Source organism: uncultured Sphingomonas sp. (genome assembly GCF_964243315.1).
Taxonomy (GTDB): domain Bacteria; phylum Pseudomonadota; class Alphaproteobacteria; order Sphingomonadales; family Sphingomonadaceae; genus Sphingomonas.
The window spans coordinates 1-17,099 of record NZ_CAXTEM010000061.1 but is presented as its reverse complement, the minus strand read 5'-3'; the positions used below and the strand labels follow the sequence as shown (position 1 = coordinate 17,099).

Here is a 17,099-nt window from a genome sequence, read left to right as displayed (position 1 = left end):
GCTCGTCGCCCTCGTTGTGGCCGAAGCGGCGATAGCACCACATGTCGATGACGATGTCGCGGTGGAAGGTCTGGCGGAACTCCATCGCCATCTTGGTGGCGAAGGTCACCGCCTCCGGATCGTCGCCGTTGACGTGGAAGATCGGCGCCTGGACGCCCTTGGCAACGTCCGACGGGTAGGGCGAGGAGCGCGCGAACTGCGGGCTCGTGGTGAAGCCGATCTGGTTGTTGATGATGAAATGGACGCAGCCGCCGGTGTTGTAGCCGCGGATGCCGGAGAAGCCGAGGCATTCCCAGACGATCCCCTGCCCCGCGAACGCCGCGTCGCCGTGGATCAGCACCGGCAGCGAGGCGGTGTGTTCCTTCAGGTCGCCCGCGATCGTCTGGATCGCGCGGGTCTTGCCGAGCACGACCGGGTCCGCCGCCTCGAGATGCGAGGGGTTGGCGACCAGCGACATGTGGACCTTGATCCCGTCGAAGTCGCGGTCGGTGCTGGTGCCGAGGTGATATTTGACGTCGCCCGAACCGCCGATGTCGTCGGGGTTGGCGGAACCGCCCGCGAATTCGTGGAAGATTACTCGCAGCGGCTTGGCCATGACGTTGGCGAGGACGTTGAGCCGCCCGCGATGCGCCATGCCGAACACGATCTCGCGGACGCCGTACTGGCCGCCGTACTTGATCACGCTTTCGAGCGCGGGGATCATCGATTCACCGCCGTCCAGCCCGAAGCGCTTGGTGCCGACGTACTTGCGGCCGAGGAATTTCTCCCACTGCTCGGCCTCGATCACCTTGTTGAGGATCGCCTTCTTGCCGAGCGGGCTGAAATCGGCGCCCTTGTCCTTCCCCTCCATGCGATCCTGGAGGAAGCGGCGCTCGTCGACATCGACGATGTGCATGTATTCGAGACCGACATTGCCGCAGTAGTTGGTGCGCAGGGTGTCGACGAGTTCACGGACCGTGGCCCATTGCAGGCCCATCGTGCCGCCGAGATAGACCGGCCGATCGATGTCGGCGTCGGTGAAGCCGTGGTAATCGGTCTTCAGATCCTCGGGCATCTCGCGGCTGGCGAGGCCGAGCGGATCGAGGTTTGCGGCAAGATGGCCGCGGACGCGGTAGGTGCGGATCAGCAGCTGGGCGCGGATCGCATCGCCCGCGGCGCGGATGATGTCGTCCTGCGACGGCGCGGGCGCGGCGGCGGGCGCGGGCTTGCCGCCCTTCGCGGGCTTGGCCGCGGGTTCCATCTGCGTCGGATCGAGCGCCGCGGTGAGATCGTCGGTGGTGCTAAGCGGCCAGGAGGCGCGCGCCCAGCTCGGGCCGGTCGCGGTCGATTCTAGCCCTTCGAAGAAGGCGCGCCAGCCGGGCTCGACGGTGTCGGGAGACCGCTTGTAGGTCGCGTACAAGCCTTCGACGAACGCCGGGCTGACGCCCGATGCGATGTCGTTAAAATCCTGGCCTTCGTAGCCCATCGTCACTCGCCTTCCATGTGCTCCCGCGAAGGCGGGAGCCCAGTACTGGGCCCCCATCTTCATGGGGGCACAATGTGGGTTAGCCGTTCAACACTTCTAGCAGCGTCGTGCCCAGTTCGGACGGGCTCGCCGATACCTTGATCCCGGCGGCTTCCATCGCCGCGATCTTGTCCTCGGCACCGCCCTGGCCGCCCGACACGATCGCGCCGGCATGGCCCATGCGACGTCCCGGCGGCGCGGTACGGCCGGCGATGAAGCCCGCCATCGGCTTCTTGCGGCCGCGCTTCGCCTCGTCGCGAAGGAACTGGGCGGCTTCCTCTTCGGCCGAGCCGCCGATCTCGCCGATCATGATGATCGACTTGGTCGCGTCGTCGGCGAGAAAGAGTTCGAGCACGTCGATGAAGTTGGTGCCGTTGACCGGATCGCCGCCGATGCCGACCGCGGTGGTCTGGCCAAGCCCGGCGTTCGAGGTCTGGAACACCGCCTCATAGGTCAGCGTGCCGGAGCGCGAGACGACGCCGACCGAGCCCTGCTTGAAGATGCTGCCGGGCATGATCCCGATCTTGCACTCGCCGGGCGTCAGCACGCCGGGGCAGTTCGGGCCGATCAGCCGCGACTTGCTGCCCGACAGCGCGCGCTTGACGCGGACCATGTCGAGCACCGGAATGCCTTCGGTGATCGTGACGATCAGCGGGATCTCCGCATCGATCGCCTCGAGGATCGAATCGGCGGCAAAGGGCGGCGGCACGTAGATCACGCTCGCGGTCGCCCCGGTCTTCGCCTTCGCCTCGGCAACGGTGTTGTAGACCGGCAGACCGAGATGCTCGGTCCCGCCCTTGCCCGGCGTCACGCCGCCGACCATCTGCGTGCCGTACTCCAGCGCCGCCTTGGTATGGAAGCTGCCGGTTTCGCCGGTCATCCCCTGGGTGATGACCTTGGTGTTCCTGTCGACGAGGATGCTCATCTTATCTCCAAACCTACCACCCCGGCGAAGGCCGGGGCCCAGTTGAGAAGGTGATTATGGTAGAGCGATACGATCGAACAGGTCGTCCCATTCGGGATTGAGCCCTTCGATCTCCCGCACCTTCCATGCACGCTTCCATTCCTTCATCTGCTTTTCGCGTCGCCGCGCCGCTTCCCATTCGCCGCATGCTTCGTACCAGACGAGATAGCGACACCCATGTTCCGCGGCGAACCCGCCTCCCAAGCCATTACGATGTTCCCACACCCGCCTGGCGAGGTCGATCGTCGATCCGAGATAGAGCGTACCGTTGCGTCGGCTGGCCATGATGTAGACGAAGGCTTGATCCTCCATAACATCCGCCTTCCCGACTGGGCCCCGGCCTTCGCCGGGGTGGTGCTCCTTCTAAGGTCCGGCTTACTTCAAGCTCTCGTCGATCCCCTTGCACGCCACCAGCAGCTCCTTCACCGCGTCGACCGACACCGCGAGGTTGCCCTTGGCTTCGTCGTCAAGCTTGATCTCGACGATCTTCTCGACCCCGCCCGCGCCGATCACCACGGGCACGCCGACATAAAGGTCGTCGATGCCGTACTGGCCCGACAGATGCGCCGCGGCGGGGAGGACCCGCTTCTGGTCGTAGAGATAGGCTTCGGCCATCGCGATGCCGCTGGTCGCGGGGGCGTAATAGGCGGAACCGGTCTTGAGCAAGGCAACGATCTCGCCGCCGCCGCCGCGGGTGCGCTTGACGATCGCATCGATCTTTTCCTGCGTCGAGAAGTCCATTTCAATCAGGTCGGGAACCGGGATGCCCGAGACCGTCGAATACTGGATCACGGGGACCATCGTATCGCCGTGGCCGCCGAGCACGAAGCTCGTGACATCCTTCACCGAAACGTCGAACTCCTCGGCGAGGAAGTGACTGAAGCGCGCTGAGTCGAGCACGCCGGCCATGCCGACGACCATATGCTGCGGCAGGCCGGAGAATTCACGCAACGCCCAGACCATCGCGTCGAGCGGGTTGGTGATGCAGATCACGAACGCATCGGGGGCGTTTTCGCGAATGCCTTCGCCGACCGCCTTCATGACCTTCAGGTTGATGCCGAGCAGATCGTCGCGGCTCATGCCGGGCTTGCGGGCGACACCGGCGGTGACGATGATCACGTCGGCGCCGGCAATATCGGCATAATCGTTGGTGCCGGTGATCTTGGCGTCGAAGCCCTCGACCGGCGCACACTGCGACAGATCGAGCGCCTTGCCCTGGGGCACGCCTTCGACCACGTCGAACAGGACGATGTCGCCGAGACCCTTCAGCGCCGCGAGATGGGCGAGGGTGCCGCCGATGTTGCCAGCGCCGATAAGCGCGATCTTCTTGCGGGCCATTCAGTCCTTCTCCGTCGTGGGGCACGAATGGTCACGCCGGATAGGCGCATCGGTGCCGGAGCACAACCGCTAAAGACCGCGAGTTAAGGATCTCTACTGCAATTGTTTCGCAATAGCTTTAAGTGAGGGTTGACGTGAGCTTTGGTGGCGGCCCAGCCGCATTGCCGGCCGCTCGACGAGAATATGCAGCATCACGCCTACCCCGATCGAGAGGGCGATCGCACCCGCGAAGGCTAGCGACGGCACGGAAATCAGGCTTCGCGCCACGGCGCCAATGCTGGCGTGGCAGATGTAGACGGGGTAGGCGATCAGCCCGAGCGCCGCCAGCCGACCTCCTGTCCAGGACAGTGCGGGCGGCACGCGGCAGCCGATCGTCGCGATCAGGAATGCGCCCGCGGCGAGATAGGCGATCGTGAAGCCGATGCCGTGGCGGAACGCCCCGTCCCCGCCGATCGCCAGCGCGATGGTGCCGACAAGGGTCAACGCCAACCATTGCCGGCGCGCATGGCCGAGCGCGGCGAATGCGGCGGGGCGGTGCAGCGATAGCGATGCCAGCAGGACGCCGAAGGCCGGGGCGTCGAGCCGATACTGAGTCTGCCACTGCAGGTGGAGCAGCGGTACGCCGGCAGCCACCGCGACCAGGCGGAGCAGCAGGCATGCCACCATCACCGCGAGCAGGCCGCGTTCGACGCACCGGTAGCCGCCGTGGCGGTACATTGCCGGGATCAGGAGCGCCGCGCCGAGATAGAAATGCTCCTCGACCGCGAGCGACCACAAGTGGCTCGGCGTCTGGTCGGCGTAGTTCTGGACGTGGAGCAGAACGGGCCAGACCGTCGGCCATGCGGGCGAGCCGCCCAGCGCGACGAGGATAGCGCAATAGAGCCAGAGGACCGGCCACAAGCGCCACGCGCGGCGGGTGAAGAAGCCGCTTGTGTCGAACGCAGGCCGCGACGCGGCTTCCACCAGGATCATCCGTCCGACGAGGAAGCCGCTGAGGACGAAGAACAGGTCGACCCCGATCCAGCCGACCGCGAACACCGGCTGAAGCACCGCGTCGAGGGCGGCGGATCCGAGCGGCAGGCGGAAATGGAAGAGCAGCACCAGGAGGATCGCGGTGCCGCGCACCATGTCCAATTGCGTTTGTCGCGCGGCGCCCATCGGTCGATCCTGACCGCCGGGGGTTAAGATCAGGTGGGCTGCGCGACGCCGGCGGTGCTGCCGTGGCCGGTAGCGAGATAGTCTTCGGAGCGCATTTCCTCCAGCCGGCTGACGGTGCGCTGGAATTCGAAGCGGCCGTCGCCTTCTGGGTAGAGGGCGTCGGGTTGGGCGTCGGCGGCGGCGAGCAGCTTGACCTTGTGTTCGTAGAGCGCGTCGATCAGCTGGACGAAGCGCGCCGCCTCGTTGCGGTTTTCGGGGCCGAGCACGGGGATGCCGACGAGGATGACGGTGTGGAAGCGGCGCGCGATCGCGAGGTAGTCGGCGGCGCCGCGGGCCTCGCCGCACAGCTTCTTGAACGCGAACACCGCGACGCCCTTCAGCGATTTGGGGACCCGGAGCGCGCGGCCCTGGACGGTCAGCATCTCCTCGGGAACGTGTTCGGCATCTTCGGGCGGATAATCGGTGAGGCGGAAGAAGGCGGCTGAGAGCTGGGCGGTGGCGGCGACGCCGTTGGGGACCAGCCAGGTGTCCTGCTGGCCGAGCCGGTCGCGGCGATAATCGAGGGGTCCATTGAGCGCGAGAACGTCGAGCCGCGACTCGACCAGTTTGATGAAGGGCAGGAAGTGTTCGCGGTTGAGGCCGTTCTTGTAGAGATCCGCGGGCGCTCGGTTGGAGGTGGTGACGATCACCACGCCCGCTTCGATCAGCGCGGTGAACAGCCGCGACAGGATCATCGCGTCGGGCGAGTTGGTGACCATCATCTCGTCGAAGGCGAGCAGGCGGGTCTCGTCCGCGATTTGCGCGGCGATCGCGGCGATCGGGTCGCCGGCTTCCTTGCGGCGCTCGATCGCGATGCGGCCGTGGATCTCGATCATGAATTCGGCGAAGTGGACGCGGCGCTTGCGGGGTTCGGTCGCGTTGGCGACGAACAGGTCCATCAGCATCGACTTGCCGCGGCCGACCCCACCCCAGAGGTAGACGCCGCGCGGCGGTGCGGGGCGGCGAAGGCGCGCGAGCAGGCCGGGCTTGCGCGCGAGCTGAGTCGCGAGCGCGTCGAGGTGGGCGGCGGCGGCGCGCTGTTCGGGGTCGGGGCGGAGTTCGCCAGCGGTGATGAGCGCATTGTAGGCGGTGAGGACGGTCATGGCATGTGCTCCTGCGAACGCAGGAGCCCAGCATTGCAGGCAGTTGCGTTCGTGGCCCTGGGCTCCTGTGTGCGCAGGAGCACGGGAGATCTATTCACGTGGCGGTGGCGGCGACCCGGATTTCCGGAGGGTGCCGGTGAAGCTGGCGATGGTCGGCTCGTCGTCCTGGACGATCAGCCCGCGCAGGAAGAGCATGCGACCGGTCTCGCGGAGCAGTTCGAGCCTCGCTTCTAGAGGTACGCCGATCCGGCCGGCGCCGATGAACTGTGCCGACAGGTCGAGCGTCACCGCGCCGCCCGCGGCGAGGCAGCCGAAGCCGCGGCTGGCGGCGAACAGTGCGACGTCCATGAAACCGAGCAGCGCGCCGCCATGAACCGCGTCGCGCATATTGGAATGCTGGTGGCCGGGGATCATGCGAACCCGCGCGATCTCGCCTTCGACGCGGACATGGACGGGTTCGATGAAGGCGTTGAAACGGGTCGCGTCGCGGAACTGCCAGCGCTTCCAGCCCGGCAGATCGGGGTCGTCGTCGTACGCGAAGAGGGGATTGTCAGCCATTGATCCGTTCGTGCCGAGTAGGGTCGAGACTGTCGAGACCCGTATCGAGGTATCGCTCCGGGGCACGGTCTCTCGATACGCCATCTCAACGAGCTCGACGGCTACTCGAGACGAACGGGAAAGAGAGGGAGGCTTTAGCCGGTTACAGGACCCGCTCGGCTTCCATCTTCTTGATCTCGGCAATCGCCTTGGCCGGGTTGAGGCCCTTGGGACAGGTGTTCGCGCAGTTCATGATCGTGTGGCAGCGATACAGGCGGAACGGGTCCTCGAGCTGGTCGAGCCGCTCGCCGGTCATCTCGTCGCGGCTGTCGGCGAGCCAGCGATAGGCCTGCAACAGGATCGCGGGACCGAGGAACTTGTCGCTGTTCCACCAGTAGCTCGGGCACGAGGTCGAGCAGCAGGCGCACATAATGCATTCGTAGAGGCCATCGAGCTTGGCGCGATCCTCGGGCGCCTGGAGGCGTTCCTTGCCCGAGGGGGGCGGCGTGACGGTCTGCAGCCACGGCTTGATCGAGGCGTATTGCGCGTAGAAATGCGTGAAATCAGGGACGAGATCCTTGATCACGTCCATCGCCGGCAAGGGCGTAATGCGAATGTCGCCGCGGACGTCCTCGATCGCGGTGGTGCAGGCAAGGCCGTTCTTGCCGTCGATGTTCATCGAGCATGAGCCGCAAATCCCCTCGCGGCACGAGCGGCGGAAGGTCAGCGAGCTGTCCTGTTCCGACTTCATCTTGATCAGCGCGTCGAGCACCATCGGGCCGCATTCGTCGAGGTTCAGTTCGAACGTGTCGTAGCGCGGGTTTTCGCCACTGTCGGGATCGTAGCGATAGACCTGGAATTTCTTCACGCGCGTGGGCGCACCACCATCATGGGCGGTGGCCTTGTGGACCTTACCCTTCTTGCTGACCTTGCTGTTCTTGGGCAGGGTGAACTCGGCCATTGCCGCGGCGCTCCAACGATGATTGTTGCATCGCAGCTATGCCTTCCCCCTGCCCGGCGCAAGGGCCTGGACCCCGCGAGGGGTCAGATGATGTCGAGGATCAGCCCGAGATCGCGGGCTTCCTCCGCCTCGATGTACCAGTTCGATGGCGCTTTCTCGCGCAAGGTTTCGAAGCTGACGCTGGAGCCGGCGACGAGGTCGCGAAAGCCTTCGTCCTGAATGCGGATCGAATCTTCGATCTCGTTGAGCTTGGCCTTCAGCGTATGGCTGAGGGTATTGAGCGGACCCGAGAGATAGACGGTGCTGGTCATCAACCGCTCGTGGATCATCAGCCGCGAATGGCGGGTGAGGAAGCGCTTCTCGACCGGGAAGCCCGCCATGAAGGTGGCGCCCGCCGAATAGACCGCGACCTTGCCGAGGAACAGCGTCTCGCGGCCGGTATATTCACGCAACAGGCGGATATCGTCGGCCATCGCGCGCGCCATCTCGGGGTCGCCGCCGAGCGTGGTGATCGACACCACCAGCGGGCCGTCCGAAGGAGCGTCGGCGAGCTGCGCCTTGAAACGCATATACATGCCCTCGTCGACCGGCCCATGGAGCTGGACGTGCGGCTTGGCGAGAAGGGGATAGTTGGTGGCGTTGGTCGGGCTGTGGTGAGTCATGGTGCGGGAACCGTGCACGGGCGGCGGTGTTCCCGCGCAGCCAAATAAAGCATGATCAGTTCGCGTCGAGCGAGTCGACCGAGGAGCGGCCCACGGTGGGCGTCGCGGATGGCAGCTTGGCTTCGAGCGCCGCCAGCCAGCCGCCGGTCGCGCGGCCGATGCTGATCTGCGGACGCGAGGCGGTGAGCTTGCCCTTGCGTTCCCACGCGCCGATCGACGCCTTCGCCTCGGCCGCGGCGCTGGCGATCGGCTGCGGCTTGCGCAGCGCGCGATTGATCAACGCATCGCCGAAGAAGGTCCAGTCATTGTCGGACTGGCAGCCGAAGGAGCTGCGATCGGCCGACGACGCGGTGAGGACGACTGAGGTGGGCGACGCCAGGCCGGGGACGAAGACACCCGAATAGCAGGCGCTGATCATCACCAACCGGTTCGCGATCCCGACCTCCGCAAGCATCGACCGCAACCGGGTCGGCGAGATCGCGCCGAAGCCCTGGTCGCCGTCGTCATAGACGATCCCCCACGGCGCGCCGTGGCTGGTGGTGTAGAGGACCAGCACGTCCTCCTTGCTCATCGTCTCACCGAGGTGGGCGAGCACCGCGGCGATATTGGCGGGCGATCCCATCGGCAGCTTGCTCGCGGCACTGCCGTCCGAGCCGGCGAGCACGACGCTGCGGCCCGTCGCGGCATAGCGGCGTTCGAGCACCCGGCCGGCCTCGCGGGCTTCGCGGCCGAACACCGGATCGCTATCGAGCGCGACCGCGAGAACATAGGCGTCGATCGTGCCAGCTCGTTCGGGGGCGATCGTGGCGAGCGCGCGATCGAGCCGGCGGTGTTCGGCGAGTTCGTAGGTCGCGGTGCGGTCGCGCTCGATCGAGGTGCCGAGATCGGCCAGCGCGGCGAGATCAGCTTCGGATCGGCCCTCGATCAGCGGCTGCGGACGGGTATGCGCGGGGGGTCGGTAATCCTGCGTCGCGGCGGGAACGGTCACCGACGCCAGCAGCACGCACGCGAGGGCGATGAGCCTGTTCATGATGGCGATGGTTGTTGTTGGTGGGGTGGGAGTCAAGCAGTTGGGGGCGCCTGTCCTACCTGTGCTCCCGCGAAGGCGGGAGCCCAGTACTGGGTCCCCGCCTTCGCGGGGACACAAGGAGGGGCGACGTCGACTTCCTTCTTCGTTCCCCGGCGAAGGCCGGGGCCCAGTTGCGGCGGCGGAGGTAACCGGGAGCAGCGCTCGCCAATGAACGTCTCGTACCTGGGCCCCGGCCTCCGCCGGGGAACGAGCAGGTTCAGACCGCCCTCAACCATCCATCCGCAGGCGATACCCGACGCCGAGTTCGTTCGCGATCAGGCTCCCCACGGGATCCGGCGCTTCGAGTTTCTGGCGGAGGTTGCGGATGACGATGCGGAGATATTCGATGCGGGCGTCCTCGTCGCCGCCCCAGGCCGCGGCCATGATGCGGTCGTGGGTGACGACGCGGCCGCTGTGGCGGGCGAGGATCGCGAGCACCTCGTGCTCCTTGCGGGTTAGGTGGAGTTCTTCGGGGCCGCGGCAGACGAGACGGCGGTCGAGGTCGATCGTCAGGTCGCCCTTGCGGACGATCTTGGGGACGACCTCCGCCGCGCCCTGGTGACGTAGGGCGACGCGGAGGCGGGCGAGGAGTTCGTCGGTGTCGAACGGCTTGGTGACGAAATCGTCGGCACCGAGATCGAGCGCGGCGACCTTCTCGTCGGTGGCGTCGCGCGCCGAGACGACGAGGATGACGACGTCGCCGCGCTGGCGCAGCACCGGAATCAGGCCGAGCCCGTCGCGATCGGGCAGGCCGAGATCGAGCAGGATCGCGGCGGGGTGCTCCGCCGCGGCGCAGGCGATCGCGCCGCGGCCATCGATCGCCTCGACCACGGCATAGCCCGCGCGTTCGAGGGTGTTGCGGAGCAGGCGGCGGATCGAGATCTCGTCGTCGACGACCATGATCTTGGCGGGCATCAGATCGCGCTTTCGGGTGCGGCGTTGCGCACGATGAGGGCGGAGGGGAAGACCAGGGTGAACGCGGCGCCGGTGCCGTCGGGGCGGTTGCCGGCCTCCACCGACATTCCCATCGCCTCCGCGAACGCCTTCACGATCGCGAGGCCAAGCCCGGTGCCGCCGGTCGCGCGGTCCGATCCTTCCAGCCGGCGGAACGTCTCGAACACTTCGGCCTCCCGCCCCGGCGGCAGTCCGGGCCCTTCGTCGAGCACCGCCAACCGGATCTCGCCATAGCGGTGCACGCCCTCGACGACGATCCCGGTGCCGGGATCGCCATAGCGGCCGGCATTGTCGAGCAGGTTGAGCAGGCAATGATGGAAGAGCTGGGGATCGACGCGGACCAGCGGCAGATCCGGAGGCACGTCGAGCCGGACGTGATGACCTTCGAGCGCGCGGCGGGCGTCATGCGCGGCGCCCGCGATGGCGTCGCCGAGGTCGGTCGCCTCGATGTTGAGCTTGAGGGCCCCCGCCTCGACCCGTGCCATGTCGAGCAGATTGGCGACGAAGCGGTTGAGGCGCGCGGCCTCGCTCTTGATCGTGCCGATCAGTTCTGGCGTGGCGCCGTGTTCGAGCTGGTCGGCGGCCGCGATCACCGCGGTGAGCGGCGTGCGCAGGTCGTGGCTGACCGAGGACAGCAAGGCGGCGCGCAGCCGATCGCGGGTGCGTACCGCATCGACGTCGCGCATCTCCATCTCCAGCCGCAAGCGTTCGAGCACCAGCGCGGACTGATCGATCAGGCTGGTGAGCAGCGGCAGTTGATCCGCGCGGACCGGATCACCGCTATTCTCCCGCGCGACGCCCAATACCGCGAGGGTGCGCTCGCCCGCCTTCACCGGCTGGAACAGCCATTCGGAGGCGGCGAGCGTGCCCGATCCCTTGCCCGCCGCGATGCCGTTGTCGAACGCCCAGTGCGCGGCGGCGAGGTCCATCGTATCGAGCCGGTAGCTGGCGGAGCTCGCGGCCTGGACGGTCAGGCCGGGTTCCGCCGCCGCGGCGAGCAGCACGGTCTGGACACCGAACAGGCGCGCGACGTCCTCGCAGATCATCCGTGCGGCCTCCGACGCGTCGTTGATGCCGCTCAACTGGCGCAGGAAGCCCGCGAGCGTGGCGTTGGTCTGCGCGCTGGCGGCGGCGAGATCGGCCTGCGCGCGCACCCGCGAGGTGAGCTGGCTGGTGGCGACCGCGACGCCCAGGAGGACGAAGACCGAGATGACGTTTTCGGGGTTGCTGACGCTCAGCGTGCCTACGGGCGGGAGGAAGAAAAAGTTGTATGCGAGGCTCGACGCGATGCCCGCGAACAGACCGGTGCGCAGGCCGAACAGGCTCGCGGCGACCATCACCGGCAGCAGATAAAGGAGCGCGACGTTGCCGAGATCGAGGATGTGGAACAGCGCGCTGGCGATCGCGGTGACCGTCGCGACCAGCGCGGTGGTCACCGCATAGCCGGTCGGCGAGCCCCAGGCCGCGCCGGTACGCCGCCGCCGTCGCCGCGATGCGGGGTCGGTGGCGGGTTCCTCCATCGGCAGGACATGGACAGTGACGCCGGGCGTCTCGCGGATCAGGCGATCGACCACCGAGCCGTGGCGCAGTTCGAACCAGCGCGAGCGCCGCGACTTGCCGACGACGAGCTGGGTCGCGCGGGCATGCGCCAGGAAGCCGCGGATGCCGTCGACCACCGAGGCGGCGGGCACTGTCGCGACCACCGCGCCGAGCTGGGTGGCGAGGGTCATCGCCTCCGCGACGCGCTGGTGCTGCGCGTCGTCAAATTGCGCGGTGCGGGGGGTTTCGATGAAGACCGCGGTCCATTGCGCGTGGAGCCCGTCGGCGACGCGCTTGGCGGCGCGGACCAAGCCGGCGGCGCCCGGCAGCTCGTTGATCGCGACGACGATGCGGTCGGTGCCCGCCCATGTGCCGCCGACGCCGAGCGCGCGGACGTGATCGAGCATCTGCGCGTCGACCGCCTGCGCGGCGCGGCGCAGCGCCAGTTCGCGCAGGGCCGACAGATTCGATTTGGAGAAGAAGTGGCTGAGCGCGCGCGTCGCTTCGTCGGGGAGGTAGACCTTACCCGCCTTCAGCCGTTCGATGAGTTCGTCGGGGGGGATGTCGACGACCTCGATCTCGGCGCGTTCGAGGATGTGGTCGGGCACCGTCTCGCGCACCCGCACGCGCGTGAAGCTCGCGACGATGTCGTTGAGGCTTTCGACATGCTGGATGTTGATCGTCGAATAGACGTCGATCCCGGCGGCGAGCAGTTCCTCGACATCCTGATAGCGTTTGGGGTGACGGCTGCCGGGCGCGTTGGTGTGCGCGAGTTCGTCGACCAGCGCGAGGCGCGGCGCGCGGGCGAGGATCGCGTCGAGATCCATCTCGCCAAGCACGCGGCCTTCATAGGCGACGTCGCGGCGCGGCACGATCTCCTGCCCGCGGGTGAGCGCCGCGGTTTCGGCGCGGCCATGGGTCTCGACCACGCCGACCACGACATCGACGCCGTCGCGACGGCGCGCGGCGCCCTCCGACAGCATCTCGAACGTCTTGCCGACGCCGGGCGCCGCGCCGAGGAAGATCTTCAGCCGCCCCCTGCCCTCCTGCGCGGCCTGGCGCAGCAGGGCGTCGGGATCGGGGCGATCGTCGGCGCCACTCGGCATCAGCGTGAAGCGCCCATCAGCGCGCGGCGGCGTCCAGCGCGCGGTTGATCGCGAGGACGTTGACGTGCGGCTCGCCGAGGATCGAGGCGTCGGTGTTCGCGGTGACGATCGCGCGGACCTTGTCGAGCGCGATGCCGCGGACGCGGGCGATGCGGGGTGCCTGGGCGAGCGCGGCGGCCGGCGACAGATCGGGGTCGAGGCCCGAGCCGCTCGCGGTGACGAGGTCCGCGGGGACCGCGCCGGTCACGCCCTCGGCGCGGCGCTTGGCGATGTCGGGCGTCACGCGGTCGACCAGCGCCTGCGACGCGGGGCCGAGGTTGGAGCCCGAGGAGGCGAGCCCGTCATAGCCCTTGCCGGCGGCGGAGGGGCGGGTCTGGAAATAGCGATCCGACGTGAACGCCTGGCCGACAACGGTGGAGCCGATCACGCGACCGTTCGCGGTGACGAGGCTGCCGTTCGCCTGCGCTGGGAAGATCGCCTGTCCGATGCCGGTCATCGCGAGGGGATAACTGATCCCGAGCAGCAGCGCGAATAGGATCGTCATGACGATCGCGGGGCGGAGCGCGGTGGTGAAGTCGGATGTCATGATGGGTCCTCTCAATCTTCGTTCCCCGGCGGAGGCCGGGGCCCAGTTACGCTGGTCAAGGTAAGGGAGCGCCGCACTCCGCTATGCGCGTCTCCCGACTGGGCCCCGGCCTTCGCCGGGGAACAGTTTGGGTCGGGAGCATCACGCCAGCCCGATGCCGCCGACGACTAGGTCGATCAGCTTGATCCCGACGAACGGCGCCAGCAGGCCACCGAGGCCGTAGACGGCGAGGTTGCGCGCCAGCAGCGGGCCTGCGCCCATCGGCTTGTAGGCGACCCCGCGCAGCGCGAGCGGGACCAGCATCGGGATGATCACGGCGTTGAAGATGATCGCCGACAGGATCGCGCTTTCGGGCGAGCCGAGCCGCATAACGTTGAGCACGCCAAGCCCCGGGTAGAGCACGACGAACATCGCTGGGATGATCGCGAAATACTTCGCGACATCGTTGGCAACCGAAAAGGTGGTGAGCGCGCCGCGGGTCATCAGCAGTTGCTTGCCGAGGCCGACGACCTCGATCAGCTTGGTCGGATCGCTGTCGAGATCGACCATGTTGCCCGCCTCACGCGCGGCTTGCGTGCCGGTGTTCATCGCGACGCCGACATCGGCCTGGGCGAGCGCGGGCGCGTCGTTGGTGCCGTCGCCGCACATCGCGACCAGCTTGCCGCCCTGTTGTTCCTTGCGGATCAGCGCCAGCTTGTCCTCGGGACTGGCCTGGGCGAGGAAATCGTCGACCCCGGCCTCGGCGGCGATCGCGGCGGCGGTCAGCGGGTTGTCGCCGGTGATCATCACGGTGCGAATGCCCATCGCGCGCAGTTCGCCGAAGCGTTCGCGGATGCCCGCCTTCACCACGTCCTTCAGGAATATCGCGCCGAGAAGGCGGCCGTCCTTCGCCACCGCCAGCGGCGTGCCGCCGGCACGCGAAATCTCGTCGGTGATGCGGCGCAGTTCGGTCGCGGCGGCGGTTTCGCCGAGGCCTGGGTTGGCGCGCAGGATCGAATCGACCGCGCCCTTCTGGACCAGCATGTCCGCGGTCCTGACGCCGGAGATGCGGGTTTGCGCGGTGAAGGGGATGACCTCCGCGCCGGTCGGCAGATCGGTGGTGCGGACGCCGAACTTCTCGCGCGCCAGCACCACGATCGAGCGGCCCTCGGGCGTCTCGTCGGCGAGGCTGGCGAGCAGCGCTGCCTCCGCCATCTCCGCATCGGAGGCGCCGCCGACGCTGCGGAACTCGCTCGCCTGGCGGTCGCCGATCGTGATCGTGCCAGTCTTGTCGAGCAGCAGCACGTCGATGTCGCCCGCCGCCTCCACCGCGCGGCCGGATTTCGCGAGCACGTTGAAGCGCACCAGCCGGTCCATGCCCGCGATGCCGATCGCGGACAGCAACGCCGCGATCGTCGTCGGGATCAGCGTGATGAGCAGCGCCGCGAGCATCGCCACCGGGATCGACCCGCCCGCATAGCTGGTGAAGCCGGGAATGGTGCCGACCGCGATCAGGAAGATGATCGTCAGGCCGACGAGCAGCAGCGTCAGCGCGATCTCGTTCGGGGTCTTCTGGCGTTCGGCGCCCTCGACCAGCGCGATCATGCGGTCGAGGAAACCTTTGCCGGGCTCCACGGTCACCTTGACGCGGATCTCGTCGGAGATGACGCGGGTGCCCGCGGTGACGGCCGAGCGGTCGCCGCCCGCCTCGCGGATCACCGGCGCGCTCTCGCCGGTGATCGCGGCTTCGTTGACGCTGGCGACGCCCGACACGACCTCGCCGTCGGACGGGATCAGGTCGCCGGTTTCGACCAGCACGATGTCACCGACCTTCAGCGCGCTCGCGGGGACGTCGTCATGCGCACGGCCGTCGCCCTTCAGGCGCTTGGCGGTGAGATCTGCCTTGGTCGCGCGCAGCGATGCCGCCTGCGCCTTGCCGCGGCCCTCCGCGAGCGCCTCGGCGAAGGTGCCGAACAGCACCGTCAACCACAGCCAGATCACGAGCTGCAGCTTGAAGCCGATGCTCAGCCCGTCTTGGCCGACGACGAGCAGCAATGTCATCAGCGCGGCGACAGTCGCGGTGACGAACATCACCGGGTTGCGGATCAGCGCGCGCGAATCGAGCTTGACGAAGGAGGCCTTGATCGCCGGAACGACGAGGTCGGCGGTGAACAGGCTCTTGGTGGTCGAGCGTGCCATGTGCGGCGCTCCTCTTTACGACAGTTTGCCGCTGATCATCGCGAGATGATCGGCGATGGGACCGAGCGCGAGGCTGGGCAGGAAGGTGAGACCGCCCAGGATCAGCACGATGCCGACGAGCAGGCCGACCCACAGGCCGCCCGTGGTCGGGAACGAGCCAGCGCTTTCCGGGGTGTACTTCTTCGCCGCCAGGCTGCCCGCGATCGCCAGCATCGGCACGATGATAAAGAAGCGGCCGACCCACATCGCGACGCCGAGCAGCCCGTTGTAATAGGGCGTGTTCGCGGTCAGGCCGGCAAAGGCCGAGCCGTTGTTCCCGACCGCGCTGGTGAAGGCGTAGAGGATCTCGCTGAACCCGTGCGGCCCCTTGTTGAGCGGCCCCGCCAGCCCCTGTTGCAGCACCGACGACAGCGAGGTCAGCCCGAGGATCATCAGCGGCAGCACCGCGATCGCGAGCACCGCGAGCTTGACCTCGCGGCTCTCGATCTTCTTGCCGACATATTCGGGCGTGCGTCCGACCATCAGCCCGGCGACGAACACCGCGAGGATAGCGAACAGCAGGAACCCGTAGATGCCCGCGCCGACGCCGCCGATCACGACCTCGCCCAACTGGATGTTGAACAGCGGGATCATGCCGCCCAGCGCGGTGAAGCTGTCGTGCATCGCGTTAACCGCGCCGCACGACGCCGCGGTGGTGATGACCGCGAACAGGGACGAGGCGGCGATGCCGAAGCGCACCTCCTTGCCCTCCATGTTGCCGCCCGCGACGCCCAGCTGGTGGAGCACCGGGTTGCCTGCGGCCTCCTGCCAATAGGTGACGGTGACGCCGGCGAGGAACAGGATGACCATCGCCGACAGGATCGCCCAGCCCTGGCGGGTGTTGCCCACCGCCTTGCCGAAGGTCCAGGTCAGGCCAAAACCGATCAGGAAGATCGACAGCATCTGCACGAAGTTGGTGAGCGCGGTCGGGTTCTCGAACGGGTGCGCGGAGTTGGCGTTGAAGAAGCCGCCACCGTTGGTGCCGAGCATCTTGATCGCTTCCTGGCTCGCTACCGGCCCGGTCGCGAGCACCTGCCGCGCGCCTTCCAGCGTGTCGACCGTGATCGTACCCGCCAGCGATTGCGGCACGCCGCTCGCGACAAGGAACAGCGTATAGACGACGCACAGCGGCAGCAGCAGATACAAGGTGACCCGCGTCGCATCGGCCCAGAAATTGCCGATCGTCCCCGGCGTCGTCTGACCAGGTTGGGGGCGCCGCGCAAACCCACGGAACAGCGCAAAGGCGAGCGCGATGCCGGTCGCCGCCGACAGGAAATTGTGGATCGTCAGCCCGAGCATCTGGCTGAGGTTCGACATGGTCGACTCGCCACCATAGCTCTGCCAGTTGGTATTGGTGGTGAA

15 protein-coding genes are annotated in these 17,099 nt (G+C 67.6%); all 15 read right to left on the bottom strand.

The genetic code is table 11. The annotated features are described in order from the left end of the window. Nucleotides 1-1,465 (bottom strand): thiamine pyrophosphate-dependent enzyme (locus ACFE77_RS13895; protein ID WP_375422244.1); only part of this gene is annotated, 1,465 nt, incomplete at its 3' end. A 79-nt stretch (nt 1,466-1,544) separates the two neighbouring features. After that, complete coding sequence (gene sucD / locus ACFE77_RS13890; RefSeq protein WP_375422243.1) at nt 1,545-2,429, bottom strand: succinate--CoA ligase subunit alpha; 885 nt, start codon at nt 2,427-2,429, stop codon at nt 1,545-1,547. 54 nt (nt 2,430-2,483) lie between these two features. Continuing rightward, nucleotides 2,484-2,780 carry a GIY-YIG nuclease family protein gene (locus tag ACFE77_RS13885; protein WP_375422242.1) on the bottom strand — a complete coding sequence of 99 codons (297 nt, stop codon included), beginning with the start codon at nt 2,778-2,780 and terminating at the stop codon, nt 2,484-2,486. A gap of 63 nt (nt 2,781-2,843) precedes the next feature. After that, nucleotides 2,844-3,806: a malate dehydrogenase gene (gene mdh, locus ACFE77_RS13880; RefSeq protein ID WP_375422241.1), complete on the bottom strand. Its 963-nt coding sequence runs from the start codon at nt 3,804-3,806 to the stop codon at nt 2,844-2,846. A gap of 93 nt (nt 3,807-3,899) precedes the next feature. Beyond that, nucleotides 3,900-4,964, bottom strand: coding sequence for an acyltransferase family protein (locus ACFE77_RS13875; RefSeq protein ID WP_375422240.1), 1,065 nt, complete (start codon nt 4,962-4,964; stop codon nt 3,900-3,902). 29 nt (nt 4,965-4,993) lie between these two features. Beyond that, the gene (zapE, locus tag ACFE77_RS13870) at nt 4,994-6,106 is read right to left on the bottom strand and encodes a cell division protein ZapE (RefSeq protein WP_375422239.1); all 1,113 of its coding nucleotides are present in this window, start codon (nt 6,104-6,106) and stop codon (nt 4,994-4,996) included. 90 nt (nt 6,107-6,196) lie between these two features. Then, complete coding sequence (locus ACFE77_RS13865) at nt 6,197-6,664, bottom strand: PaaI family thioesterase (RefSeq protein WP_375422238.1); 468 nt, start codon at nt 6,662-6,664, stop codon at nt 6,197-6,199. Between the two features lie 142 nt (nt 6,665-6,806). Next, nucleotides 6,807-7,604 (bottom strand): succinate dehydrogenase iron-sulfur subunit, encoded by a 798-nt coding sequence (locus tag ACFE77_RS13860; RefSeq protein ID WP_375422237.1) that lies wholly within the window; start codon nt 7,602-7,604, stop codon nt 6,807-6,809. Nucleotides 7,605-7,687: 83 nt separating this feature from the next. Further along, nucleotides 7,688-8,266, bottom strand: a complete 579-nt coding sequence (locus ACFE77_RS13855; protein ID WP_375422236.1) for a ClpP family protease — start codon at nt 8,264-8,266, stop codon at nt 7,688-7,690. A 55-nt stretch (nt 8,267-8,321) separates the two neighbouring features. Then, nucleotides 8,322-9,296 (bottom strand): C13 family peptidase, encoded by a 975-nt coding sequence (locus ACFE77_RS13850; protein ID WP_375422235.1) that lies wholly within the window; start codon nt 9,294-9,296, stop codon nt 8,322-8,324. Nucleotides 9,297-9,563: 267 nt separating this feature from the next. Then, on the bottom strand, nt 9,564-10,250 hold the full coding sequence (locus ACFE77_RS13845; RefSeq protein ID WP_375422234.1) for a response regulator: 687 nt from the start codon (nt 10,248-10,250) through the stop codon (nt 9,564-9,566). After that, complete coding sequence (locus ACFE77_RS13840) at nt 10,250-12,934, bottom strand: DUF4118 domain-containing protein (RefSeq protein ID WP_375422233.1); 2,685 nt, start codon at nt 12,932-12,934, stop codon at nt 10,250-10,252. The genes ACFE77_RS13845 and ACFE77_RS13840 overlap by 1 nt, the downstream gene beginning before the upstream one ends. Nucleotides 12,935-12,950: 16 nt before the next feature. Continuing rightward, a complete protein-coding gene (gene kdpC, locus ACFE77_RS13835; RefSeq protein WP_375422232.1) occupies nt 12,951-13,520 on the bottom strand; it encodes a potassium-transporting ATPase subunit KdpC in 570 nt (189 codons plus the stop codon). 141 nt (nt 13,521-13,661) lie between these two features. Continuing rightward, on the bottom strand, nt 13,662-15,698 hold the full coding sequence (kdpB, locus tag ACFE77_RS13830; protein WP_375422231.1) for a potassium-transporting ATPase subunit KdpB: 2,037 nt from the start codon (nt 15,696-15,698) through the stop codon (nt 13,662-13,664). A gap of 15 nt (nt 15,699-15,713) precedes the next feature. Continuing rightward, on the bottom strand, nt 15,714-17,099 hold a 1,386-nt coding region (gene kdpA, locus ACFE77_RS13825; RefSeq protein ID WP_375422230.1), incomplete at its 5' end, for a potassium-transporting ATPase subunit KdpA.